Source organism: Aeromonas sp. LsrichE-8G (genome assembly GCF_022869435.1).
In the GTDB taxonomy this organism is placed as follows: Bacteria; Pseudomonadota; Gammaproteobacteria; order Enterobacterales; family Aeromonadaceae; genus Aeromonas; species Aeromonas caviae.
Genome location: NZ_JALIHH010000271.1, coordinates 11,433 through 33,439 on the forward strand (window position 1 = coordinate 11,433; position 22,007 = coordinate 33,439).

The following is a 22,007-nucleotide window of genomic DNA, read 5'->3' on the forward strand; positions in this document are numbered from 1 at the left end:
AGCGCATCTTACGCTCCTCACTTCGAAAGTCAAGCGGTTGTTTTCGCTTTTCTTTCGGCGCTGGCTTCACAAGGAAGCGAGCCCATCAGTTCGGCGTGTTCCGCCGTGCTGGTAGGGGCGCATTATAGGGAGCCGCGCCGGGATGACAAGGGCTATTTTGCGAAAAATAGTCCTTTTTACCGTTTTGTGGCTCGAACGCCTACTTATCAAACAAAAAGCCCTGCTTACGCAGGGCTCTGGCCGCTTTGAATGACGTCACTGTTACTTTTTTGACCAAAACTCACGGGCAAAGCCGCGCACCTTGTCCCAGTCGGTGAATTCCAGATCCTTGCTGGTATCCGTGCTGCCCCCGGTAATCTTCATGATCAACTGAATGATACGGGTCTGCCACCAGTTGTAACGGGAGTACTGCAATGCCCCGGCAAACACCCCCAGAGTTTTCGGCTTCCAGGGAGAGAGACGCAGAAACTTCTTCATGTAGGCGTTGGTCTGCGGCGTCTGCTTCTCGGGCTTGCGTGCCGTCAGGTTCACGCAGAAGAACGCCGCATTGGCTACTTCCAGCTGTTCATGATGTGCGTGTATGAAGCTGAGCAGGCTGGGGTGGAAGTTACCGTAGCGAATGGAAGCACCAATCAACACCTTGGCATACTTGCTGAGGTTGCACATGGACAGGGTGTGCAGGTCGTGCATCACCACTTCGCATCCTGATATTTCCTCCAGCATGACATCCACGATTTTCCGCGTTTGCCCGTCCCGGGAAGAATAAAGCACCAAAATCTTGTCCATACCAACCTCAACTACGCCAGAATGCAGGAGTAAACAGTACCAGAAGTGTGAAGATTTCCAATCGACCAAACAACATGGCCACGATTAATATCCACTGTGCAGTGGCCGAGATATTGCCGAAGTTGGCCGACACCTCCCCCAGACCCGGCCCCACGTTGGTGAATGCCGCAGCCACGGCGGAGAAGGCCGTCACTTCGTTCAGCCCCGTCATCAGCAGCAACAGCATGAAGATGAAGAACAGGATGATGTAGGTGGCAAAGTAGCCCCAGACCGCTTCCACGATCCGTTCCGGTACGGCACGGCGTCCCAGCTTCAAGGTGTAGATGGCCCGCGGATGCACCAACCGTTTGAGTTCACGCATCCCCTGCAGGAACAGGATCATGAAACGCATCACCTTGATGCCCCCCCCGGTACTGCCGGCACAACAGCCGATGAAGGCAGAGAACATCAACAGCATGGGCAGGAAGGAGGGCCAATCCGCATAGCTGGTGGTGCTGTACCCCGTGGTCGTGCCCAGAGACACCGCCTGGAACAGGCCATGGTTGAGCGCATCCTGCCAGGTATCGTAGTGGCCGTGGAACAGCAGAGAGACGAAACAGATCAGCACCAGCACGCACTGGATGCTCAGAAACACCTTGAGCTCGGAGTCACGCAGATAACTGCTCACGCGCACCGGCTTGTGGGCAAACACCATGAAGTGCAGCGCGAAGTTGACGCTCGCCAGCAACAGGAACACCACTGTGATCAGGTTGATGGTCGGGCTGTCGAAGAAACCGATGCTGGCGTCGTGGGTCGAGAACCCCCCAACCGACAAGGTGGAGAAGGAGTGGCAGATGGCATCGAACAACGTCATTCCCGCCATCCAGTACGCGAGAGCGCAGAGGGAGGTCAGCAGCAGATAGATGAACCAGAGCGCCTTGGCCGTCTCGGCGATGCGCGGGGTCACCTTGTTATCCTTGACGGGCCCCGGGATCTCGGCGCGATAGAGCTGCATACCCCCGATACCCAGCAGTGGCAGCACGGCCACCGCCAGCACTATGATCCCCATGCCACCGAGCCATTGCAGCAGCTGGCGGTAGAAGAGGAACGCCTTGGGCAGATTGTCCAGCCCGGTCAGCACCGTTGCGCCCGTGGTAGTCAGGCCGGAAAACGACTCGAAAAATGCCTCCGAGACCGACATGTTCGGCACGTCGCTGATGATGAAGGGGACGGCACCCACGCTCCCCAGCACCACCCAGAACAGCACCACGATGAGGAAGCCTTCCTTGGACCTGAGTTCCTTTTTCTGGTGGCGGTTGGGGAACCAGAGCAGCAGGCCGAGCAGGAGGGCTATGACGAAGGAGTTGACGAACTCGGTACCACCGCCATCACGATACCCAAAAGCGACCATCGCGGGCAGCAGCATGGTCGAGCTGAACAGGGCAACCAGCAGACCGACGATACGAATGATGCTCAGAATCTGCATTCCGGCTCCCTCTTCAGACTAAAAGAGCGATGGATTCTAGCCATCTAAGGGACGAAGGGATACCCGACCCTGGGTCCGGTCGGTCAATTCCTGTGCGATACGGGCCCAGAGCGCAGACTCCCACGCTACCTGAAGGGTGACGCTGGCACCATAATCGGCCACCAGCAACTGCCCTTGATGGACAGAGATGAGGGACTCCACGGCCCCCATGTCGGTGTAGTCACACTGGATCACGGAAGAAGTCAGCTGACGCTTGATACAGGTTTCAAGTTGCTTAAGTGCTGCCCCCACACCACCACCATAGGCCTTGACCAGGCCACCGGTCCCCAGCAGCACGCCACCGTAATAGCGCACCACCACGGCGGCGACTTCACCAAGACCGGCCCCCATCAACTGGGCCAGCATGGGTTTGCCCGCCGTGCCCGAGGGTTCGCCATCATCACTGAAACCATAAACCTGGCTGTCTTGCGGGGCGCCGGCGACAAAAGCCCAGCAGTGATGCCGGGCTCCCGGGTGTTGCTGTTTGATCTCGTCTATCCAGGCCTTGGCGGCCTCGACGGTCGGAGTGTGGGCGATGTAGGTAATGAAGCGGCTCTTCTTGATCTCCTCGCTCACCTCCAGTGGGGCTGCCGGTATGGGGTAATCCGTCGCCATCAGAGCCCTGCTTGTCTGGTCAGGTTCTCCACCCCGTTGGCATGCAGCACCACGTTGTCCTCGATGCGAATGCCACCATAGGGACGCAGCGCCTCCACCTTGTTCCAGTTGACCCGCTTGCCCTGCTCACCCTGGCGCAGCGGCTCCAGCAGGCTGTCGATGAAGTAGAGACCCGGCTCGATGGTGAACACCTGGCCCACTTCCATCACCCGGGTGCAGCGCAGATAGGGGAACTGCTCGGGGGCCGCCAGGTGGGTGCCGCGCTCATCCTGCATGAAGCCGCCGACATCGTGTACCTGCAGGCCGAGGAAGTGGCCGAGACCGTGGGGGAAGAAGACATTGGTCACCCCGGTGTGGATCATCTCGTCCACCGACATGTCTACTAGTTCGGTGGCTTGCAGCAGGCGCGCCAGCCTGTGGTGCATCTGCAGGTGCAGCTCGCTGTAGCGGCGGCCCGGCTTGATCTCGTCGATGATCTCCTGTTGCTGTGCATCCAGCGCTGCGATCAGATCGGCGAACTCACCGCGGCGCCAGGCCCAAGTCCGGGTAATGTCGGAGGCATAACCGTGCACGTCCACTCCGGCATCGATGAGGAAGGAGTAACGCTCCGCATCGGGCACCCGCTGGGTGGAGAGATGGGTGTAGTGCAGGATGGCCGCATTGCGGTTGATGGCAACAATGTTGCCGTAGGGCGCCTCATTGGCCCCCTGTCCGACCGCCTTCATGTAGGCCAAGTTGATCTCGAACTCGCTCGCCCCCGCCATGAAGGAGTCCTTGGCCGCGATGTGGCCGCGCACGCCGATGCGGTTGGCATCGCGAAGACATTCCAGCTCATAGGGCGTCTTGTAGGCACGTTGGTAGTGCAGGTAGTTGAGGACCGCCTCCGGATTGGGCTGGCCCAGTCCCAGCAGCTCGGCCACTTCCAGATGGCCGCCCAGATAGGCCCACTCCTGCTTGTTGGCCGGCAGGTGATCGGCAACCTGCTCCGGGCGAGTCAGGAAGCGAATGTCGAAGAAGTCGACCCAGAAGGCGTTGGGCAACTCCGCCACCTTGTGCCAGAAGTCCACCGGCCGGTAGAACAGCAGCACCGGCTTGCTCACACCATCCACCAGCAACCAGCAGTGAGGGTTGTCCAGCACCGGCAGCCAGGCCTTGAACTGGGGATTCACCTTGAAGGGATAATCCTGATCATCGAGGAAGATGCGGTGGGTCTGGCCGGAGTGGATAGCGAGACCGCCAAGACCCTGTTGTTGCAGGATGTCGCGGGTACGCTGCTGAAGGGTGTCGAGATGCTGGGCAAAAAGTTGGCTGTAACTGCTCATGGCGTCCTGCTCCGGGCGAATGTGACTTCAGCATAACATCAAGCGAATCAAGGCTCGAGCCACCCGGCTTTCGCTTCGTGAGGTAACGCATAGGTTACAGGCTTTTTGTTATGAAGATAAAACAGACAATTAACAAACAAAGAACAATTCAATACACTGCCCACAGACAGTAGATATCAGCCGTCAGGAACGACTCATGCAAAACCTTTGTCTGTGGACACCGGATCAGGACAGGATGCAGCACTCCAACCTCCACCAGTTCATGGCCGAGGTCAATCACTTCCATGGCCTGCAACTGCGCAGCTATACCGACCTGTATCAATGGTCGGTGGAGAAGACCACCCGCTTCTGGCCCCTGGTGTGGCAGCACTGCGGTGTCAAGGGCGAGCTTGGCAACATTGTGGCGGAGAACCGCCAGGATATGCAGCGCGCCCGCTGGTTCCCCGACAGCCAGCTCAACTTCGCCGAGAACCTGCTGCGCCGTCAGGATGAGAGCCCGGCCATCATCTCCCGCATTGAAGGGGGCCCAAGCCGGACCCTGAGCTGGCATGAGCTGGCAGATCAGGTCGCCCGCCTGGCCCAGTGGCTTCGCAGCCAGGGCATAGGCCGAGGTGATGTGGTCGCAGCCTACCTGCCCAATATCCCGGAAACCGTGGTTGCCATGCTGGCAACCACCAGCCTCGGGGCGATCTGGACCTCCACCAGCCCCGATTTTGGCGAGGCCAGCGTGGTGGAGCGCTTCGGCCAGACCCGTCCCAGGGTGCTGTTCGCGGTGGATGGCTACCGCTACGGCGGCAAGGCCATCGACATTCAGGACAAGGTGGCCAGCGTCGTCGGTCAGCTCGACAGCCTAGAGCAGACGGTGATGATCCGCCTGCTCGGCAACCCGCTGCAGCTTGGTCACGACTGGCAGCAATTGCTGGCAAGCCAGCATGATGCCCAGCTCGCCTTCGAGACCATGGCCTTCAACGACCCGCTCTATATCCTCTACTCCTCCGGCACCACCGGCAAACCCAAGTGCATCGTGCACGGCATTGGCGGCACCCTGCTGCAACACCTGAAAGAGCACCAGTTGCACTGCGACATCAAGCCGGGGGAGCGCATCTTCTACTTCACCACCTGTGGCTGGATGATGTGGAACTGGCTGGTGAGCGCCCTCGCCTCCGGCGCCACCCTGGTGCTCTACGATGGTTCCCCCTTCTACCCGGATGGCAACGTGTTATGGGATCTCGCACGAGACGAAGAGGTCGCCCTGTTCGGTACCTCGGCCAAGTATCTCGATGCGCTGCACAAGCAGGGTTATGCCCCCATCAAGACCCACGACCTGCCTGCCTTGCGCCTCATCTGCAGCACCGGCTCCGTGCTGTCGCCGGAGGGGTTTGACTATGTCTACCAGCAGATAAAGCAGGATGTGCAGCTCAGCTCCATCTCTGGCGGCACCGACATCTGCTCCTGCTTCGTCATCGGCAACCCCTTGAGCCCCGTCTATCGCGGCGAGAGCCAGGGGCGCGGCCTTGGTCTCGCGGTGCAGGTATTCAACGAGGCGGGCCAGCCGGTGCTGGGGGAAAAGGGCGAGTTGGTCTGCACCAAGCCTTTCCCGGCCCAGCCCATCTACTTCTGGGGTGATGAGAACGGCGACAAATACCACGCCGCCTACTTCGAGCGGTTCGACAACATCTGGTGCCACGGGGACTGGATCGAGCTGACCCCGACTGGCGGCATTCTGTTCTACGGCCGCTCCGACGCGACCCTCAACCCGGGCGGCGTGCGCATCGGCACCAGCGAGATCTACCGCTATGTGGAACAACTCGACGAGGTGGAGGAGAGCATCGTCATCGGCCAGCAATGGAAACAGGACGAGCGGGTGGTGCTGTTCGTCAAGCTCAAGACGGGTTGCAAGCTGGACGACGGGCTGCGTGAGCGGATCTGCCAGCAGATCAAGCGGCACTGCACCGCCCGTCATGTGCCTGCCCGCATCCTGCAGGTGGATGCCATCCCCCGCACCAAGTCCGGCAAGATAGTGGAGCTGGCGGTGCGGGAAGTGGTGCACAACCGCCCCGTCAACAACACCCACGCCCTCGCCGATCCCGAGGTCTTGAACCAGTATCGCAACCGGCCGGAACTGGCCAGTTGATACCACGCTCATCTCCATCGGAGGCGCCGCAAGGCGCCTCTTTTTTGCCCGTTTTGTGATGAAGAGCTTTTACTCGATAACTGTTAAACAAATGTTTTAAATAGGTGTTGAAAATGTCTCCTTTTGGATCAATAGTGAGCCTCGCCCCCTGCTGGGGATAAAGGAGCACCATTCCCCACAGAGTGGGAACAAGGAGACACTCTCATGATCTACCAAGGCGAAACCCTGACGGTCAGCTACCTCGAAGACGGCATTGCCGAGCTGAGGTTCGATGCCCCGGGTTCAGTCAACAAGCTGGATCGCGCTACCCTGCTCTCCCTGAGCGAAGCGATCGCCGCATTACAGCAACAAGCCGATTTGAAGGGTCTGATCCTCACCTCCGGCAAAGACGCTTTCATCGTCGGCGCCGACATCACCGAATTCCTGGAACTGTTCGATCTGCCGCAAGAAGACCTGCTCGGCTGGCTGAAGAAGGCCAACGACATCTTCAGCGCCATCGAAGATCTGCCGGTGCCCACCCTCTCCGCCATCAAGGGTCACGCCCTGGGCGGCGGCTGCGAGACCATTCTCTCCACCGACTTCCGGCTGGCTGACACCAGCGCCAAAATCGGCCTGCCCGAGACCAAACTCGGCATCATGCCGGGCTTTGGCGGCACAGTCCGTCTGCCGCGGGTGATCGGCGCCGACAACGCGCTCGAGTGGATCACCACCGGCAAGGATTACCGTGCCGATGACGCCCTCAAGGTGGGTGCCATCGATGCCGTGGTCGCCCCCGACGCGCTGCAGAGCGCTGCGCTGCAGATGATCAAGGACGCGATCAAAGGCAAGCTGGACTGGCAGGGCCGCCGCGCCGCCAAGAAAGCCCCGCTGCGCCTCTCCAAACTGGAAGCCATGATGAGCTTCACCACCGCCGCCGGCATGGTTGCCGCAGTGGCGGGCAAACACTATCCGGCACCGATGACGGCGGTGAAAACCGTCGAGGCCGCCGCAGGTATGGGCCGTGACGAGGCTCTGGTGGCCGAGGCGCAAGGCTTTATCAAGCTGGCCAAGACCGATGTCGCCAAGGCACTGGTCGGTATCTTCCTCAACGATCAGCACATCAAGGCGCTGGCCAAGAAAGCTGCCAAACAGGCGAGCAAGGCCACTGGCCACGCCGCCGTACTGGGTGCCGGCATCATGGGCGGCGGCATCGCCTACCAGTCTGCCAGCAAGGGCATTCCGGCGGTGATGAAGGATATCAACGAGAAGGCGCTGGCACTTGGCATGGGTGAAGCCACCAAGCTGCTCAACGGTCAGCTCGAAAAAGGCCGCATCGACGGCATCAAGATGGGCCAGGTACTCTCTGCCATTACCCCGACCCTCAGCTATGACAACGTCAAAGGCGTGGACGTCGTAGTCGAAGCCGTGGTTGAAAACCCGAAAGTGAAGGCCGCCGTGCTGGGTGAAGTGGAAGGGATCATCGGCGAAGACGCCGTGCTCGCCAGCAACACCTCCACCATCCCAATATCCCTGCTGGCCAAGGGGCTGAAGCGCCCGCAGAACTTCTGCGGCATGCACTTCTTCAACCCGGTGCACCGCATGCCACTGGTGGAGATCATCCGCGGCGAGCAGACCTCCGATGAAACCATCAACCGCGTGGTGGCCTACGCCGCCGCCATGGGCAAGTCCCCCGTGGTGGTCAACGACTGCCCGGGCTTCTTCGTCAACCGGGTGCTGTTCCCCTACTTCTTCGGCTTCAACAAGCTGGTTGCCGATGGCGCCGACTTCGCCGCCGTCGACAAGGTAATGGAGAAAGAGTTCGGCTGGCCCATGGGCCCCGCCTATCTGTTGGATGTAGTCGGTATCGACACCGGTCACCATGCCGGTGACGTGATGGCGCAGGGCTTCCCGGCACGCATGAGCAAGGAAGGTCGCACCGCCATCGACGTGATGTACGAAGTGAACCGCTTCGGTCAGAAGAACGGCAAGGGCTTCTACGCCTACGAGCAGGACAAGAAGGGCAAGCCGAAGAAGGTGGCCGACGCAGCCAGCTACGAGCTGCTGGCACCCATCGCCAAGCCGAAGCAGGATTTCGACAAGGAGGCCATCATCGCCCGCATGATGATCCCGATGATCAACGAGGTGGTGCTCTGCCTGGAAGAGGGCATTGTCGCCACACCAGCCGAAGCCGACATCGCGCTGGTCTACGGCCTGGGCTTCCCTCCCTTCCGCGGCGGCGTGTTCCGCTATCTGGACACTATCGGTCTGGATCGCTACGTGGCCATGGCCGACCAGTATGCCGACTTGGGTCCGCTCTACCGCGTCAGCGACCGCTTGCGTGAGATGGCCGCCCAGGGCAACACCTTCTACTGATTGCGGAAAGGAGATCCATTCATGAAAGACGTAGTCATTGTCGACTGTATCCGGACCCCGATGGGCCGGTCCAAGGGCGGCGCCTTCCGCAACGTGCGTGCAGAAGACTTGTCCGCGCACCTGATGAAATCCATCCTGCTGCGCAACCCCAACCTCGACCCGAACGAGATCGAGGATATCTACTGGGGCTGCGTGCAGCAGACCCTGGAGCAGGGCTTCAACATCGCCCGCAACGCCGCCCTGCTGGCCGGCATTCCCAAGCAGGTGGGGGCGGTCACCGTCAACCGCCTGTGCGGCTCCAGCATGCAGGCGCTGCATGATGCCTCCCGCGCCATTCAGGTAGGTGATGGGGATATCTTCATCATCGGCGGCGTCGAACACATGGGCCACGTGCCCATGAGCCACGGCGTCGACTTCCACCCCGGCATGGCCAAGTCGGTGGCGAAAGCCTCCGGCATGATGGGGCTGACCGCCGAGATGCTCGGCAAGCTGCACGGCATCAGCCGATCGCAGCAGGACGAGTTTGCCGCCCGCTCCCACCGCCGCGCTCACGCCGCCACCGTGGAAGGCCGTTTTGCCAAGGAGATCGTCGGGCTGGAAGGCCATGACGCCAGCGGCGCCCGCTTCTTCTACGACTACGACGAAGTGATCCGCCCGGAGACCACGGTCGAGACGCTGAGCCAGCTGCGCCCGGTGTTTGACCCGGTCAACGGTACCGTCACCGCCGGCACCTCCTCGGCCCTGTCCGATGGCGCCGCCGCCATGCTGGTGATGAGTGCGGACCGTGCCAAGGCCCTCGGCCTCACCCCGCGCGCCAGGGTACGTGCCATGGCCATCGCCGGCTGTGACGCCGCCATCATGGGTTACGGCCCGGTGCCGGCCACCCAGAAAGCGCTCAAGCGGGCCGGTCTGACCGTCGGCGACATCGATCTGTTCGAACTGAACGAGGCGTTTGCCGCCCAGTCCCTCCCCTGCGTGAAGGATCTGGGTCTGCAGGATCTGGTGGACGAGAAGGTGAACCTCAACGGTGGCGCCATCGCCCTGGGTCACCCGCTCGGCTGCTCCGGTGCCCGCATCTCCACCACCCTGATCAACCTGATGGAAGAGAAGGACGCCACCCTGGGAGTCGCCACCATGTGCATCGGCCTGGGTCAGGGCATCGCCACCGTGTTCGAACGGGTGTAAGTGAATCGCCCCTGACTGCTCACCGGTCAGGGACGCCACCTCGGGGCGGCAACAACAGACAGAAGGCGGCCCTGCTTCCCGGCACAGCGGCCCCATCACGAATACCGGGTCGGCCTGCCGACCCTGCTGTCGAGTCTGTGGAACGCGCCACACGGGGTGCGCTCCTGCCGTCGGAATCTGCGTGTTGGCCGGCCCGTTTGGGTCGGCCTTTTTTATTCTTTTCCCGCGATCGGGGCCAATCCTGAGGCTATATTGCCCATAACTTCACATTAGAGGAGGGGCTTGCTTGCTTTTTGCTCCCCCGACAGGTTCAATCTGCACAAAAAAATGGGTGGATGCACATACATATGTCAACGAGCAAACAACTGCTTATCGTCGACGACGATCGGGAGATCCGCGAGCTGCTCAACGAGTACCTGACCCGGGCCGGTTTTGAGGTACTGACCGCGGCCGAAGGGAACGAGATGCGCCAACAACTGGCCCAGCACAGCCCGGACCTCATCATTCTGGACATCATGATGCCCGGCGACGACGGCTTTACCCTCTGCCAGCAGATCCGCCGCGACTCCCAGGTACCCATCATCATGCTGACCGCCGCCTCCGACGAGGCTGACCGGGTGATCGGTCTGGAACTTGGCGCCGACGACTACATCGCCAAGCCGTTCAGCCCGCGCGAACTGCAGGCCCGCATCAAGGCGCTGCTGCGCCGCGCCGAATTCCGCCAGCCGGAGAAAGAGAAGGAACCGAGCCGTCGGCTGCGCTTCGCCGAGTGGACCCTGGACACCCTGAGCCACCAGCTGACCCACGAAGATGGCAGCCTGCTGGATCTCTCCGGCAGCGATGCCCTGCTGCTCGGCATGTTCCTGCAGCAGCCCGGCGTGGTGCTGGACCGGGATACCATCTCGGACGCCACCCGCGGTCGCGAGAGCCTGCCCATGGAGCGCGGCATCGATGTGCAGATCAGCCGCCTGCGCCAGAAGCTGGGTGACAACGGCAAGAGCCCGCGCATCATCAAGACCATTCGCGGCAGCGGCTACATGCTGATCGCCGAAGTCCACGAGATCCCGTAACAGACAGACGCTACGGCGAGACCTTGAACGGGCAGAAGAGAGACCCATCACGGGGCAACGGCAAGGCACAGAGGTAAGCACCCCATGCTGATCGACAAGAGACACACGCTGCCATGACGGGGCAGAAGTTCTGGCGGGCCCTGGTGCCCCGCTCCCTGCTGTCGCGGATGCTGCTGCTGTTGCTGCTCGCCATCCTGCTCTCCCAGACCATCCTCACTGGCATCTGGATGCAACAGATCCAGAAGCGGGAGCTGGAGGGCATGCTCAGCACCACCCGCAACCTGGCGCTGTCGGCGGCTTCCACCGTCAACTTCTTCAAGTCCCTGCCCCTGCAATACCGCCACATCGCCCTGGATCAGCTACGCAACATGGGGGGCAGCCGCTTCTTCGTTTCCCTGAACGAGGAAGAGATCCACATCAGCGCCATCCCCGACAGCGAGCGCAAGACGCTGGTGCTCAAAGAGGTGCAGGAGGTGCTCAGCCGCAAACTCTCCGACGCCATGGCGATCAAGGTGGACTTCTCCCGCCCCGAGGAGCTGCACGTCTTCAACAACGACACCCTGCTGGCGGATCTCCCCTCCTCCTGGGCCCGCTACACCCTGTCCCTGGAGCCCATCAATCCGCCGGTGCTGGTGACCCAGATCGAGATAGAACCGGGGGAGTGGCTCTATCTGGCGGCCCTGCTGCCCGCCCCCTACATGACGCTGGATGACACCGTGATGCCGAGCAACCAGGTGCGTTTCATCGCCCTGATGACGGTCTTCCTCTGCTTCTTCACCTTCATGCTGGTGCGCTGGCAGACCCGCCCCCTGCGTCGCCTCGCCAAGGCAGCGGTCAACCTCGGCAAGGACATCGACCAGCCGTCCCTCAAGGAGGAGGGTGCCTCCGAAATCGTGGCGGCGACCCGCGCCTTCAACATCATGCAGCAGCGCATTCGCCGCTTCATCGACGACAGGGAGCGGCTGTTCAGCTCCATCTCCCACGACCTCAAGACCCCCATCACCCGGCTGCGACTGCGGGTCGAACTGCTGGACGACGAGGTGCAGATCGCCAAGTTCAACAAGGACCTGGACGAGCTGGAGCTGATGGTCAAAGGGGCGCTGCAGACGGTCAAAGAGACGGACATTCACGAGAACCTTGAGCAGATCGACGTCAACGCCCTGCTGGAGCAGATGGCGGAAGCCATGAACCTGCACGAGGATCTGCTCACCATCGAGGGCCACTGCAAGTGGCCCTATCGCGGCAAGCTGCTGGCCCTCAAGCGCTGCATCGGCAACCTGGTGGACAACGGCATCAAGTACGGCCAGAAGGTGCGCATCATCATCATGGATGACGAGGAGATGCTGATCCTCTTCATCATGGACGAGGGGCCCGGTCTGCCGGACGATCAGTTCGAGCGCATCTTCGAGCCCTACTACCGCCTCAGCACCGATGCCGCCGGCACCGGGCTGGGCCTTGGCATCGCCCGCAACATAGCCCACGCCCACGGCGGCGACCTGGTGCTGGAAAATCGCCCCCAGGGCGGCCTGCAGGCCACCCTCTCCCTACCAAGGCAGTAATGTATGAAGTGGTTGTCTTTTTCTGTCATCGCCCTGCTCTCCCTGCCCGTTTGTGCCTCCCAGGTGGAGGTATTGCACTGGTGGACCTCCGGCGGCGAGGCCAGGGCCGTGGAAGTGCTCAAGTCCGAGTGGGCCGAACAGGGCAACCAGTGGAACGACTTCGCGGTACAGGGGGGGGGCGGCAAGAGCGCCATGACGGTGCTCAAGAGCCGGGCCCTGGCGGCAAACCCGCCGGAGGCAGCCCACCTCAAGGGGTTCGAGCTGCACGAGTGGGGCAGCCTGGGCTTTCTGCGCGATCTCACCCCCATGGCCGAGCACCTCGGCTGGTACCCTCAGCTGCCCCCCATGGTGCGCGATACCCTCAGCCAGAACGGCACCCTGATGGCGGTCCCCACCGGCATCCACCGGGTCAACTGGCTGTGGCTCAACCGCAAGGTATTCGAGCAACAGGGGCTCAAGCCCCCCACCGACTGGGCCCAATTCGTGGCGGTGGCGGACAAGCTCAAGGAGAAGGGCATCACCCCCCTCGCCATCGGTAACGAACCCTGGCAGATCGCGGTGCTGTTCGAAACGGTGGCCCTCGGCGAAGGGGGCAAGACCTTCTATCGCAAGGCCTTCCTCGAACAGGACAGCGCCACCCTGACCGGCCCCGACATGATGCGGGTGCTGACCCGCTTCCAGCAGTTGCGCGCTTATGTGCCCGAGAAATACGCCGGCCTGAAATGGCACCAGGCCACCAACCTGCTGGAGAGCGGCGGCGCCGCCATGCAGGTGATGGGGGACTGGGTGAAGGGAGAGCTGAGTGCAGGCAACTACCGCCCCGGCGAGGATATCGAGTGCTTGCCAAGCCCGGGCAGCCAGGGGCTGTTCAGCTACAACCTCGACTCCATCGCCATGTTTAAGCAGCGGGATCCCGCCCAGTTGCAGGCCCAGGGCGAGCTGGCCAGGCTGTTGATGACACCGCGCTTCCAGGAAGCGTTCAACCGGGTGAAGGGCTCCATCCCGGCGCTCATCAAGCCGGACATGAGCAAGTTCGATCGCTGCGCCATCCGCTCCTATCGGGACTTCCTCCACGCCGAGCAACAGGACAACCTGCTGCCCAGCATGGCGGAGGGGATGGCGGTGCCCACCAACATGCGCCAGGGGATCATGGATGTGCTGAGCAGCTTCTTCAACGACGCCAGGGCCAACCCCGAGCAGACGGCGCAGCAGCTGGAGCGCGCCATGCGCTCGACCCGTTCCGGCGCGGAGCAGAAATGACAAAGGCGGACATCGTCCGCCTTTGAGTGCCGAGAGCCAGGCTCTCAGGAGGGATCGTTCTCGTCCTCATCCTCGTCGTAGTAGTCGCTGAGCTCGATCCAGAGCCCCAGCCCTATCATCACCATGGAGCCGAACCAGGTAACGGTATTACCGATCGGGCTGCCCAGCACTATCATGGCGAACGACAAGAACCCCATGCCTGCGTAGGCTTGCAATCTGCCGTAGGAGACCTGCATATTCACACCTCCTTGTTGAATATGGTTCAATTTTTATATTACTCATCGAGCGAAGCCTGGGTAGAGCCGGTTCACATTTTGGTAGCATATGCTGCATAACCGCCCCGTGGTTTGATTATTTTTTCGCCGTGAGTATCATTGCTGGCCGAATTGGTTGAAGGTTGATTATTGATGAGTGCTTTATTCTGCGACGCAACACACGAATTGGACTCAATCGGGCTTCATTGCCCCGAGCCCGTGACGATGGCGCGCAAGAAGGTGCGGCTGAAGGTTGATTATTCATGAGTACTGTATTCTGCAATGCGACCCACGAGCTGGACGCAATCGGGCTTCGTTGCCCCGAACCCGTAATGATGGTTCGCAAGAAAGTGCGGCTGATGGCTGACGGGGAGACCCTGCTGGTCAGCGCCGACGACCCCTCCACCACCCGCGACATCCCCAGCTTCTGCCGCTTCATGGACCACACCTTGGTCGCCAGCGAGACTGAGCAGGCCCCTTACCGCTACCTGATCCGCAAGGGTCAATAACCCCGTACCGGAGCAAACATGACAACCATTACCCGTATCGGGACCACCCAGCGCTGGTCTGATGTGGTCATCCACAACGGCACCCTCTACGTGGTGGAAGTGCCCGCCACCGAGACAGCCGACATCCACCAGCAGACCCGTGAAGTGCTGGAAAGCCTGCAGCGCCTGCTGGAAGCCAACGGTTCCGGCGTCGACAGGATCCTGATGGCCAACATCTATCTCAAGGACATTGAAGACATCGCCGCCTTCAACGCGCAGTGGGATGCCTGGATCCCGGCCGGCACAGCCCCCGTTCGCGCCTGTGTACAGGCCCGTCTGGCCCACGAAGGCTACAGGGTAGAAGTGCAGCTCACAGCAGCTGTCTAAACAAAGCGGGATGCCTGGCTCCCCTGATGCAGACACAGCCCCCGTTCGCGCAGGCCCGTCTCGCCCACGAAGGCTACAAGGTGGAAGTGCAGCTGACTGCGGCTGTCTAAACAAAGCGGGATGCCTGGCTCCCCTGATGCAGACACCGCCCCCGTGCGCACCTGCGTGCAGGCCCGCCTCGCCCACGAAGGCTACAGGGTGGAAGTACAGCTCACTGCCGCTGTCTAATCAAAACGGGATGCCTGGCTCCCCTGATGCCGACACAGCCCCCGTTCTCGCCTGCGTGCAGGCCCGTCTCGCCCACGAAGGCGACAGGGTAGAAGTGCAGCTGACTGCGGCTGTCTAAGAGGCGGTTATCCCCTCATCCCCGACCCTTCTCCCGCAAGGGGAGAAGGGAGCAAAGAACAAGGCGCCACTGCCCACAACGGCGGATAGCAAAAGGCCCCGCCATCACTGGCGGGGCCTTTTTCATGACTGCAACGCAGGCCGCTTAGGCGGTCGGGGTCAGGGTGATGGTTACCCGACGGTTCTGGGCCTTGCCTTCGGCGGTGCTGTTGCTGGCCACCGGCTGATCCGGACCCACACCGCTGATGGCAATGCGGCTGCCGGACACGCCCTGGCCGATCAGCTGGGCGGCGACGGCATCGGCGCGATCCCGGGAGAGCTTCATGTTCAGCTCGCGGGAGCCGGTGCTGTCGGTGTGACCGACCACGTTCAGACGGGTCTTGTCGAACTCGGCAACCACCAGGGCCACGCCGGACAGGGTGTTGGCACCGGCGGCTTTCAGCTGGGCGCTGGAGCTGTCGAAGGTGACGTTGTTCGGCATGTTGAGGATCAGCTGATCACCGTTGCGGGTCACGCTGACGCCGGTGCCTTGCAGCTTCTCACGCAGCTTGGCCTCCTGCACATCCATGTAGTAACCGATACCACCACCCAGCGCGGCACCGGCGGCGACGCCAGTCAGGATGCCCTTTTTGCGGTCGCCCTTGCTGGAGGAGAGCGCCCCCACGGCTGCGCCGGTCGCCGCACCCGCCAACGCGCCCCAGGCGCCCTTGGAGGTCTGGGATTCACCGGTATAGGGGTTGGTGGTACAGCCAGTGATGGCGACGGTCAGGGCAAGTGCAGGAACCAGTTTCTTGAAATGCATGAAAAAACCTCTGAAAAAGAACGACTCTAGCCGATGGCCGCGCATTCTAACCCAGAGAGGCGCCAGAGTGTGACGCGCCCATTGCGAAGACGGGCAGGGGGGCAACACGCCCCCCTGCCCCTTGCGACTTACCCGGTGCAGGCCCTCTTCGGACGGGCCCGCATCAATATTTGATATCCCGGGCCTTGTCTCGCCCCTCCTGCTTGTTGTCACGATGCTCCTGGCGGCAGTCGGCATTGCCCACCAGCCCCTCACGACACGCCTGTTTCGCGTCACGGGACTCCTGACGGGTATCCTGACGCACATCGCGGGCGTCACGGCGTTCCTGGGCCTGCTTGGTGGCCTGTGCAGGCAGGGCGGCCAGCAAGGCGGTGGCGGCAAGCAGCGCCAATACGGACTTCTTCATGATGGCTCCTTCGCCAGACAACCTGAACCGGTCCGGCGTCTTTCAATGATAGGGGAGGGGCAAGATCCCGGTAGCGCAGACTCGGCCCTCGGGGGCGTCGTTTGTGCAGCCTCGGACCTTCTTGCACAGGGCCGGCTTCCCCTCATGTTTGCCCTGACGAGCAACGTCATCCCCAGAGTGCAGCCGATCAGGCCGGGGAAGAGAGGGCGAACGGCGCTCAGTGACACGGGACTCCCTCGTGATGGCGCTCCCGATGGTGAACCCGTGTGACTGTATCCCGGCTGTACCAAGGGGGCGAAAAGGCCCCTGGCCCGGCGCAACGGAACATGCTCCCGGAGTCTGGAGTGGTTGCCCCCCAGATGCGGGGTTGTCTCATTAGAGCCCATGGCCCCAGAGTGGGTGACATTTCTCACGGAGCCATGACCATGTCGTCCCTTTCCCGCCCCGCGCTGCTCATCATCGACATCCAGGTGGGCCTCCTTCACAGCCCGGAAGCCCCCCATGCCGGGGCCGAGACCCTGGCCAACATCAATCGCTTGGGCCAGGCGGCCCGCAGTGCCGCTCTCCCTGTGCTGGCGGTGCGCCACACGGGCCCGGCCGGCAGCCCCATCGCCGCCGGCAGTCCGTTCTGGCAGCTTGCGCCTGAGCTGGTCGTCGGCGAGGCCGATCGGGTGTTCGACAAGCAGCGCCCCAGCGCCTTCCATGGCACCGGTCTCGATGGCTGGCTGAAAGAGGACGGCGTGCAGACCCTGATCGTCACCGGCATGAAGACCCAGTACTGCATCGACACCACGTGCCGGTCGGCGGCAGATCTCGGCTACACCGTAGTGCTGGTGAGCGATGCCCACACCTGCATGGACACGCCGCAACTGACCGCCCCCCAGATCATCGCCCATCACAACGCCACCCTGGCCGCAATGCTGTTCACTTAAGAGAATTTGAGTTCCAGTCCACGTAGTATCAGGACAAAAAAGCGAGGGAGGCATGATGCCTCCCTCTTTCTATTGCAAGCCCCGCTGGATAAAGGCTGGAGGAAGATCGACTGGACACAGCCTTGCCCCCTCAACTCAAATCCAATTTATGAATAATCAGTCAAAAAAGTGCTTATCTGAACAGCATTGCACCCTGGCCGGCCCCTTCGTGCGGCTGATGAGCAGCGACGAGGTGTGCGAGGCGCTCGACCGCACCCTTGAGCCCTGCTGATTCAGAGCAAAAAAAGAAGGGAGGCTTGAGCCTCCCTTCTTCGTGCATTTCCCCTTCACGTCGCCGCTGCTTGCTGGCACTCGGCGTGGCAGGGGCAGGTCACCAGATGATCGTTCACCATGCCCACCGCCTGCATGAAGGCATAGCAGATGGTGCTGCCGACGAAGGTGAAGCCGCGCTTCTTGAGGGCCTTGGACATGGCATCCGACTCCGGCGAGGTCGCCGGAATGTCGCCGTTGCCCTGACGCTGGTTGACGATGGGGGCGCCGCCCACGAAGCCCCACAGATAATCGACGAAGTCGATGCCTTCCGCCTCCAGCGCCAGATAGGCGCGGGCGTTTTTGATGATCGACTGCACCTTGAGCCGGTTGCGAATGATGCCGGTATCCTGCATCAGCCGTTCCACATCCTGGTCGTCGAACTGCACGATGCGCACCGGATCAAAATCCGCATAGGCGCGATGGTAGCTCTCGGTGCGCTTGAGGATGGTGATCCACGACAGCCCCGCCTGTTGACCATCGAGGCAGAGCTTGGCAAACAACTCGCGGGCGTCATACACCGGCCTGCCCCACTGCATGTCATGGTATTCGATGTATTCCGGGTCTCTGGTCACCCAGGCGCAGCGCAGTTCCATTTCCTCTCCCCTGTTTTTCATCGGCCATCGGCAGGCCGCTTGCGTCGGCGACATCATAGGGCAAGCGGCAACATAGCCCCACTAATCCCCTGTAATTTCGCCTATTATCCGACCATGCCAGACGGTATACTCCCTCGGTTCACATTCAGCAAATCTTGCTCTGATTTCATTTCGCGCGAAAAACACTATGCAAAAATTCGATGTCAAAACCTTTCAGGGCCTGATCCTGCAGTTGCAGGACTATTGGTCCCGCCAGGGCTGTACCATCATTCAGCCGCTGGATATGGAAGTGGGTGCCGGTACCTCCCACCCCATGACCTGCCTGCGCGCCCTGGGCCCGGAGCCCATCGCCTGCGCCTACGTACAACCGTCCCGCCGTCCGACTGACGGCCGCTACGGTGAGAACCCGAACCGCCTGCAGCACTACTACCAGTTCCAGGTGATCATCAAGCCCTCCCCCGACAACATTCAGGAACTCTATCTGGGCTCCCTGAAAGAACTGGGCATGGATCCTGAAATCCACGACATCCGCTTCGTGGAAGACAACTGGGAAAACCCGACGCTGGGTGCCTGGGGTCTGGGTTGGGAAGTGTGGCTGAACGGCATGGAAGTGACCCAGTTCACCTACTTCCAGCAGGTTGGCGGCCTCGAGTGCAAGCCGGTCACCGGCGAGATCACCTACGGTCTCGAGCGTCTGGCCATGTACATTCAGGGCGTGGACAGCGTCTACGACCTGGTCTGGTCTGACGGCCCGCTGGGCAAGACCACCTATGGCGACGTCTTCCACCAGAACGAAGTGGAGCAATCCACCTACAACTTCGAACACGCCGACGTGGAGTTCCTGTTCCACTGCTTCGAGCAGTACGAGAAGGAAGCCCAGAATCTGCTGGCACTGGAAAAACCGCTGCCGCTGCCTGCCTACGAGCGCATCCTCAAAGCCGCTCACTCCTTCAACCTGCTGGATGCCCGCAAGGCCATCTCGGTCACCGAGCGTCAGCGCTACATCCTGCGCATTCGCACCCTGACCAAGGCCGTGGCAGAGGCATACTACGCCTCCCGCGAAGCGCTGGGTTTCCCCATGTGTCAGCGCACAGAGAACAAGCAAGGTTAAGGAACGGACATGGCACAACATACATTTCTGGTAGAGATCGGTACTGCTGAGCTGCCGCCCAAAGCCCTGCGCTCCCTGGCCGAAGCCTTTGCCGACAACTTCAAAGCCGAACTGACCAAGGCCGATCTGGCCTTTGGCGACGTCGAGTGGTTTGCCTCACCGCGCCGTCTGGCGCTGAAGGTGAGCGAGCTGGCTGGCGAACAGCCGAGCAAGAGCGTCGAGAAGCGCGGCCCGGCCGTGGCTCAGGCGTTCGATGCCGAAGGCAAGCCGACCAAGGCTGCCGAAGGCTGGGCCCGTGGCAACGGCATCACCGTTGAGCAGGCCGAGCGTCTGGTCACCGACAAGGGCGAGTGGCTGGTTCACACCGCCAAGGTTGAAGGTCGTCCGGCCAAAGAATTGCTGGGCGAGCTGGTTAGCCAGGCGCTGGCCAAGCTGCCGATCCCGAAGATGATGCGCTGGGGCGACAAGACCATCCAGTTCGTGCGTCCGGTCTTCACCGTGACCCTGCTGCTGGATGGGGATCTGGTCCCCGCTCACATTCTGGGTATCGACTCTGCCCGCACCATCCGCGGCCACCGCTTTATGGGCGAGAGCGAATTCACCATCGACAACGCCAGCCAGTACCCGCAGATCCTGCAGGAGCGCGGCATGGTGATTGCCGACTTCATGGCGCGCAAGGCCAAGATCAAGGCTGACGTCGAAGCGGCCGCAGCCGCCTTCGGTGGCGTGGCCGATCTGGACGACGCCCTGCTGGAAGAAGTGACCGCACTGGTCGAGTGGCCGGTGGTGCTGACCGCCAACTTCGAAGAGAAGTTCCTGGCCGTTCCGGCTGAAGCGCTGGTTCACACCATGAAAGGTGACCAGAAGTACTTCCCGGTCTACGACAAGAACGGCAAGCTGCTGCCGAAGTTCATCTTCGTCACCAACATCGAGTCCAAAGACCCGAGCCAGATCATCAGCGGCAACGAGAAGGTGGTTCGCCCCCGTCTCTCTGACGCCGAGTTCTTCTTCAAGACCGACCTCAAGCAAACTCTGGCCTCCCGCCTACCGCGCCTTGAAACCGTGCTGTTCCAGCAACAGCTGGGCACCGTCAAGGCCAAGGTCGAGCGTATCGAGACCGTCGCCGGCTTTATCGCCGAGCGTATCGGTGCCGACGTGGCTCAGGCCAAGCGTGCCGGTCTGCTCTCCAAGTGTGACCTGATGACCAACATGGTCGGCGAGTTCACCGATACCCAGGGTGTCATGGGGATGCACTACGCCCGTCACGATGGCGAAGACGAAGCCGTTGCCGTGGCCCTTAATGAGCAGTACATGCCGCGCTTTGCCGGTGATGCCCTGCCGTCCGGTCTGGTTGCCTGCGCCGTCGCGCTGGCCGACAAGTTCGACACCCTGGCCGGTATCTTCGGCATCGGCATGCTGCCGAAGGGTGACAAGGACCCGTTCGCCCTGCGTCGCGCCGCCATCGGTGCCCTGCGCATCATGACCGAGAAGCAGCTGGATCTGGATCTGGTTGAACTGGTTGAAGAAGCGGTACGCGTCTACGGCGACAAGCTGACCAACAAAACCGTCGTTACCGACGTGGTCGACTTTATGCTGGGCCGCTTCCGCGCCGCCTATCAGGACGAAGGCATCGGTGCCGACGTGGTGCTGGCCGTACTGGCCCGCCGCCCGACCCGTCCGCTCGACTTCGATCGCCGCGTCAAGGCCGTCAGCCACTTCCGCACGCTGGATGCCGCACTGGCACTGGCTGCCGCCAACAAGCGCGTGAGCAACATTCTGGCCAAGGTCGAAGGCGAATTGCCGACTGCCGTCAAACCGGAACTGCTGGTCGATGCCGCCGAGAAGGCGCTGGCCACCCAGGTTGCCGAACTGCAAGCCGAACTGGCCCCGCTGTTCGCCGCCGGTGACTATCAGGCTGCCCTCACCCGTCTGGCCGCCCTGCGCGAGCCGGTCGATACCTTCTTCAACGAAGTGATGGTGATGGCCGACGACGAGGCCCTCAAGGCCAACCGTCTGGCGCTGCTGAACAACCTGCGCAACCTGTTCCTGCAAGTCGCGGATATCTCCCTGCTGCAGTGATCTTGGTTGGGTAGGTGATATTAAAAACGGCGCCGAAAGGCGCCGTTTTTATTAAGTCCTTACCAATATATTTAACATTCACTAATAAAGCAGGAATTGCGGTGATCAATAAACAACCAGCGGCTCTACCTAATAGGTCCGCCCATGCGATGTAGATTGCCAGTTAGGGAAAGTGCGAACAAGTATCCCACGAACAAAAAATGAAAATTTTAGTCATTTAATATCAATGGATTACCATTAAATGCTCTCGTGCCATATGACTTATTCGCACCTTCCTTAGTTGGTCTGAGTTGGAGTCCCCATGACAACTTCCATTGACTTTTTTTGAATCACTCTCAGGGGAATGAAATTCATAAAAAATCGTTCCTGATTACCCATGACCCTCAGCCAGCTTCAAGAGCCGATATGGCATCGGAGGGCTTGCCACGACTGCATGCCCCAATTCAACCAACATGCTCTTGAGGTCAAAACGATGATTAAACCGGAAGCAGTATTCCGCAAGATGCCTTGG

The 22,007-nt window shown here is 61.2% G+C and carries 21 protein-coding genes and 3 pseudogenes; 15 read left to right on the forward strand and 9 right to left on the reverse strand.

The window, feature by feature from the left end:
• A partial coding sequence (locus MUW49_RS21010; protein ID WP_244813179.1) for a hypothetical protein occupies positions 1-249 on the forward strand: 249 nt, incomplete at its 5' end.
• A gap of 12 nt (positions 250-261) precedes the next feature.
• Here the strand turns inward: MUW49_RS21010 and hemG are convergent.
• From hemG to pepQ, 4 genes are read right to left on the reverse strand one after another with little or no spacing between them, the layout of a single operon-like run.
• On the reverse strand, positions 262-786 hold the full coding sequence (hemG, locus tag MUW49_RS21015) for a menaquinone-dependent protoporphyrinogen IX dehydrogenase (protein WP_244813181.1): 525 nt from the start codon (positions 784-786) through the stop codon (positions 262-264).
• Between the two features lie 7 nt (positions 787-793).
• Positions 794-2,251, reverse strand: a complete 1,458-nt coding sequence (locus tag MUW49_RS21020) for a TrkH family potassium uptake protein (RefSeq protein WP_244813183.1) — start codon at positions 2,249-2,251, stop codon at positions 794-796.
• Positions 2,252-2,287: 36 nt separating this feature from the next.
• Positions 2,288-2,905: a YigZ family protein gene (locus tag MUW49_RS21025; RefSeq protein ID WP_041212013.1), complete on the reverse strand. Its 618-nt coding sequence runs from the start codon at positions 2,903-2,905 to the stop codon at positions 2,288-2,290.
• Positions 2,905-4,227, reverse strand: a complete 1,323-nt coding sequence (gene pepQ / locus MUW49_RS21030; protein ID WP_103858863.1) for a Xaa-Pro dipeptidase — start codon at positions 4,225-4,227, stop codon at positions 2,905-2,907. The genes MUW49_RS21025 and pepQ overlap by 1 nt, the downstream gene beginning before the upstream one ends.
• A 196-nt stretch (positions 4,228-4,423) precedes the next feature.
• Here pepQ and MUW49_RS21035 point away from each other — a divergent pair, with 196 nt between their 5' ends.
• From MUW49_RS21035 to MUW49_RS21060, 6 genes are all read left to right on the forward strand, one after another.
• Positions 4,424-6,361 (forward strand): acetoacetate--CoA ligase, encoded by a 1,938-nt coding sequence (locus MUW49_RS21035; RefSeq protein WP_244813185.1) that lies wholly within the window; start codon positions 4,424-4,426, stop codon positions 6,359-6,361.
• Between the two features lie 204 nt (positions 6,362-6,565).
• The gene (gene fadB, locus MUW49_RS21040) at positions 6,566-8,713 is read left to right on the forward strand and encodes a fatty acid oxidation complex subunit alpha FadB (RefSeq protein ID WP_244081191.1); all 2,148 of its coding nucleotides are present in this window, start codon (positions 6,566-6,568) and stop codon (positions 8,711-8,713) included.
• Positions 8,714-9,898, forward strand: coding sequence for an acetyl-CoA C-acyltransferase FadA (gene fadA / locus MUW49_RS21045; RefSeq protein ID WP_210557406.1), 1,185 nt, complete (start codon positions 8,714-8,716; stop codon positions 9,896-9,898). It begins immediately after the preceding gene.
• Positions 9,899-10,245: 347 nt separating this feature from the next.
• Positions 10,246-10,968 (forward strand): response regulator transcription factor, encoded by a 723-nt coding sequence (locus tag MUW49_RS21050; RefSeq protein WP_010672413.1) that lies wholly within the window; start codon positions 10,246-10,248, stop codon positions 10,966-10,968.
• 113 nt (positions 10,969-11,081) lie between these two features.
• Complete coding sequence (locus MUW49_RS21055) at positions 11,082-12,527, forward strand: ATP-binding protein (protein ID WP_010672412.1); 1,446 nt, start codon at positions 11,082-11,084, stop codon at positions 12,525-12,527.
• 3 nt (positions 12,528-12,530) lie between these two features.
• Positions 12,531-13,787, forward strand: a complete 1,257-nt coding sequence (locus MUW49_RS21060) for an ABC transporter substrate-binding protein (RefSeq protein WP_171865811.1) — start codon at positions 12,531-12,533, stop codon at positions 13,785-13,787.
• Positions 13,788-13,831: 44 nt separating this feature from the next.
• Here MUW49_RS21060 and MUW49_RS21065 read toward each other — a convergent pair whose 3' ends face one another.
• Complete coding sequence (locus MUW49_RS21065) at positions 13,832-14,023, reverse strand: hypothetical protein (RefSeq protein ID WP_244813186.1); 192 nt, start codon at positions 14,021-14,023, stop codon at positions 13,832-13,834.
• A gap of 281 nt (positions 14,024-14,304) precedes the next feature.
• On the opposite strand from MUW49_RS21065, the gene tusA reads away from it, so the two are divergent.
• The 4 genes and pseudogenes from tusA to MUW49_RS22165 form a co-directional block, all read left to right on the forward strand.
• Positions 14,305-14,550, forward strand: a complete 246-nt coding sequence (gene tusA / locus MUW49_RS21075) for a sulfurtransferase TusA (RefSeq protein ID WP_010672408.1) — start codon at positions 14,305-14,307, stop codon at positions 14,548-14,550.
• Between the two features lie 18 nt (positions 14,551-14,568).
• Entirely contained in the window at positions 14,569-14,916 is a 348-nt protein-coding gene (locus tag MUW49_RS21080; RefSeq protein ID WP_045522565.1) for a RidA family protein, read from the forward strand.
• A gap of 138 nt (positions 14,917-15,054) precedes the next feature.
• Positions 15,055-15,144 (forward strand): annotated as a pseudogene (locus MUW49_RS22160) (endoribonuclease L-PSP); the annotation flags it as partial.
• Between the two features lie 28 nt (positions 15,145-15,172).
• Positions 15,173-15,262, forward strand: a pseudogene (locus MUW49_RS22165) (endoribonuclease L-PSP); the annotation flags it as partial.
• A gap of 144 nt (positions 15,263-15,406) precedes the next feature.
• Here the strand turns inward: MUW49_RS22165 and MUW49_RS21085 are convergent.
• Both MUW49_RS21085 and MUW49_RS21090 read right to left on the reverse strand, forming a co-directional pair.
• Positions 15,407-16,063, reverse strand: coding sequence for an OmpA family lipoprotein (locus MUW49_RS21085; RefSeq protein WP_010672405.1), 657 nt, complete (start codon positions 16,061-16,063; stop codon positions 15,407-15,409).
• A 163-nt stretch (positions 16,064-16,226) separates the two neighbouring features.
• Positions 16,227-16,469: a hypothetical protein gene (locus MUW49_RS21090; protein ID WP_010672404.1), complete on the reverse strand. Its 243-nt coding sequence runs from the start codon at positions 16,467-16,469 to the stop codon at positions 16,227-16,229.
• Between the two features lie 425 nt (positions 16,470-16,894).
• On the opposite strand from MUW49_RS21090, the gene MUW49_RS21095 reads away from it, so the two are divergent.
• Positions 16,895-17,401, forward strand: coding sequence for a cysteine hydrolase family protein (locus tag MUW49_RS21095; protein ID WP_244813188.1), 507 nt, complete (start codon positions 16,895-16,897; stop codon positions 17,399-17,401).
• A 148-nt stretch (positions 17,402-17,549) separates the two neighbouring features.
• Positions 17,550-17,672 (forward strand): hypothetical protein, encoded by a 123-nt coding sequence (locus MUW49_RS22025; RefSeq protein WP_280520857.1) that lies wholly within the window; start codon positions 17,550-17,552, stop codon positions 17,670-17,672.
• Between the two features lie 55 nt (positions 17,673-17,727).
• Here MUW49_RS22025 and MUW49_RS21100 read toward each other — a convergent pair whose 3' ends face one another.
• Complete coding sequence (locus tag MUW49_RS21100) at positions 17,728-18,306, reverse strand: DNA-3-methyladenine glycosylase I (protein WP_069652914.1); 579 nt, start codon at positions 18,304-18,306, stop codon at positions 17,728-17,730.
• 187 nt (positions 18,307-18,493) lie between these two features.
• Here MUW49_RS21100 and glyQ point away from each other — a divergent pair, with 187 nt between their 5' ends.
• Positions 18,494-19,417 carry a glycine--tRNA ligase subunit alpha gene (gene glyQ, locus MUW49_RS21105; RefSeq protein ID WP_041212022.1) on the forward strand — a complete coding sequence of 308 codons (924 nt, stop codon included), beginning with the start codon at positions 18,494-18,496 and terminating at the stop codon, positions 19,415-19,417.
• 9 nt (positions 19,418-19,426) lie between these two features.
• Entirely contained in the window at positions 19,427-21,496 is a 2,070-nt protein-coding gene (glyS, locus tag MUW49_RS21110; RefSeq protein WP_244813190.1) for a glycine--tRNA ligase subunit beta, read from the forward strand.
• Positions 21,497-21,866: 370 nt separating this feature from the next.
• Here the strand turns inward: glyS and MUW49_RS21115 are convergent.
• Positions 21,867-22,007: pseudogene (locus MUW49_RS21115) on the reverse strand (IS1595 family transposase); the annotation flags it as partial.

Bases quoted from the DNA above. Each gene is read 5' to 3' on its own strand.
- MUW49_RS21035 (WP_244813185.1), top strand. From the start codon at position 4,424: ATGCAAAACCTTTGTCTGTGGACACCGGATCAGGACAGGATGCAGCAC.
- MUW49_RS21020 (WP_244813183.1), bottom strand. From the start codon at position 2,251: ATGCAGATTCTGAGCATCATTCGTATCGTCGGTCTGCTGGTTGCCCTG.
- glyQ (WP_041212022.1), top strand. From the start codon at position 18,494: ATGCAAAAATTCGATGTCAAAACCTTTCAGGGCCTGATCCTGCAGTTG.
- tusA (WP_010672408.1), top strand. From the start codon at position 14,305: ATGAGTACTGTATTCTGCAATGCGACCCACGAGCTGGACGCAATCGGG.
- MUW49_RS21055 (WP_010672412.1), top strand. From the start codon at position 11,082: ATGACGGGGCAGAAGTTCTGGCGGGCCCTGGTGCCCCGCTCCCTGCTG.
- MUW49_RS21050 (WP_010672413.1), top strand. From the start codon at position 10,246: ATGTCAACGAGCAAACAACTGCTTATCGTCGACGACGATCGGGAGATC.
- MUW49_RS21100 (WP_069652914.1), bottom strand. From the start codon at position 18,306: ATGGAACTGCGCTGCGCCTGGGTGACCAGAGACCCGGAATACATCGAA.
- MUW49_RS21090 (WP_010672404.1), bottom strand. From the start codon at position 16,469: ATGAAGAAGTCCGTATTGGCGCTGCTTGCCGCCACCGCCTTGCTGGCC.
- MUW49_RS21060 (WP_171865811.1), top strand. From the start codon at position 12,531: ATGAAGTGGTTGTCTTTTTCTGTCATCGCCCTGCTCTCCCTGCCCGTT.
- MUW49_RS22025 (WP_280520857.1), top strand. From the start codon at position 17,550: ATGAATAATCAGTCAAAAAAGTGCTTATCTGAACAGCATTGCACCCTG.
- fadB (WP_244081191.1), top strand. From the start codon at position 6,566: ATGATCTACCAAGGCGAAACCCTGACGGTCAGCTACCTCGAAGACGGC.
- MUW49_RS21025 (WP_041212013.1), bottom strand. From the start codon at position 2,905: ATGGCGACGGATTACCCCATACCGGCAGCCCCACTGGAGGTGAGCGAG.
- pepQ (WP_103858863.1), bottom strand. From the start codon at position 4,227: ATGAGCAGTTACAGCCAACTTTTTGCCCAGCATCTCGACACCCTTCAG.
- glyS (WP_244813190.1), top strand. From the start codon at position 19,427: ATGGCACAACATACATTTCTGGTAGAGATCGGTACTGCTGAGCTGCCG.
- MUW49_RS21095 (WP_244813188.1), top strand. From the start codon at position 16,895: ATGTCGTCCCTTTCCCGCCCCGCGCTGCTCATCATCGACATCCAGGTG.
- MUW49_RS21065 (WP_244813186.1), bottom strand. From the start codon at position 14,023: ATGCAGGTCTCCTACGGCAGATTGCAAGCCTACGCAGGCATGGGGTTC.
- MUW49_RS21085 (WP_010672405.1), bottom strand. From the start codon at position 16,063: ATGCATTTCAAGAAACTGGTTCCTGCACTTGCCCTGACCGTCGCCATC.
- MUW49_RS21080 (WP_045522565.1), top strand. From the start codon at position 14,569: ATGACAACCATTACCCGTATCGGGACCACCCAGCGCTGGTCTGATGTG.
- hemG (WP_244813181.1), bottom strand. From the start codon at position 786: ATGGACAAGATTTTGGTGCTTTATTCTTCCCGGGACGGGCAAACGCGG.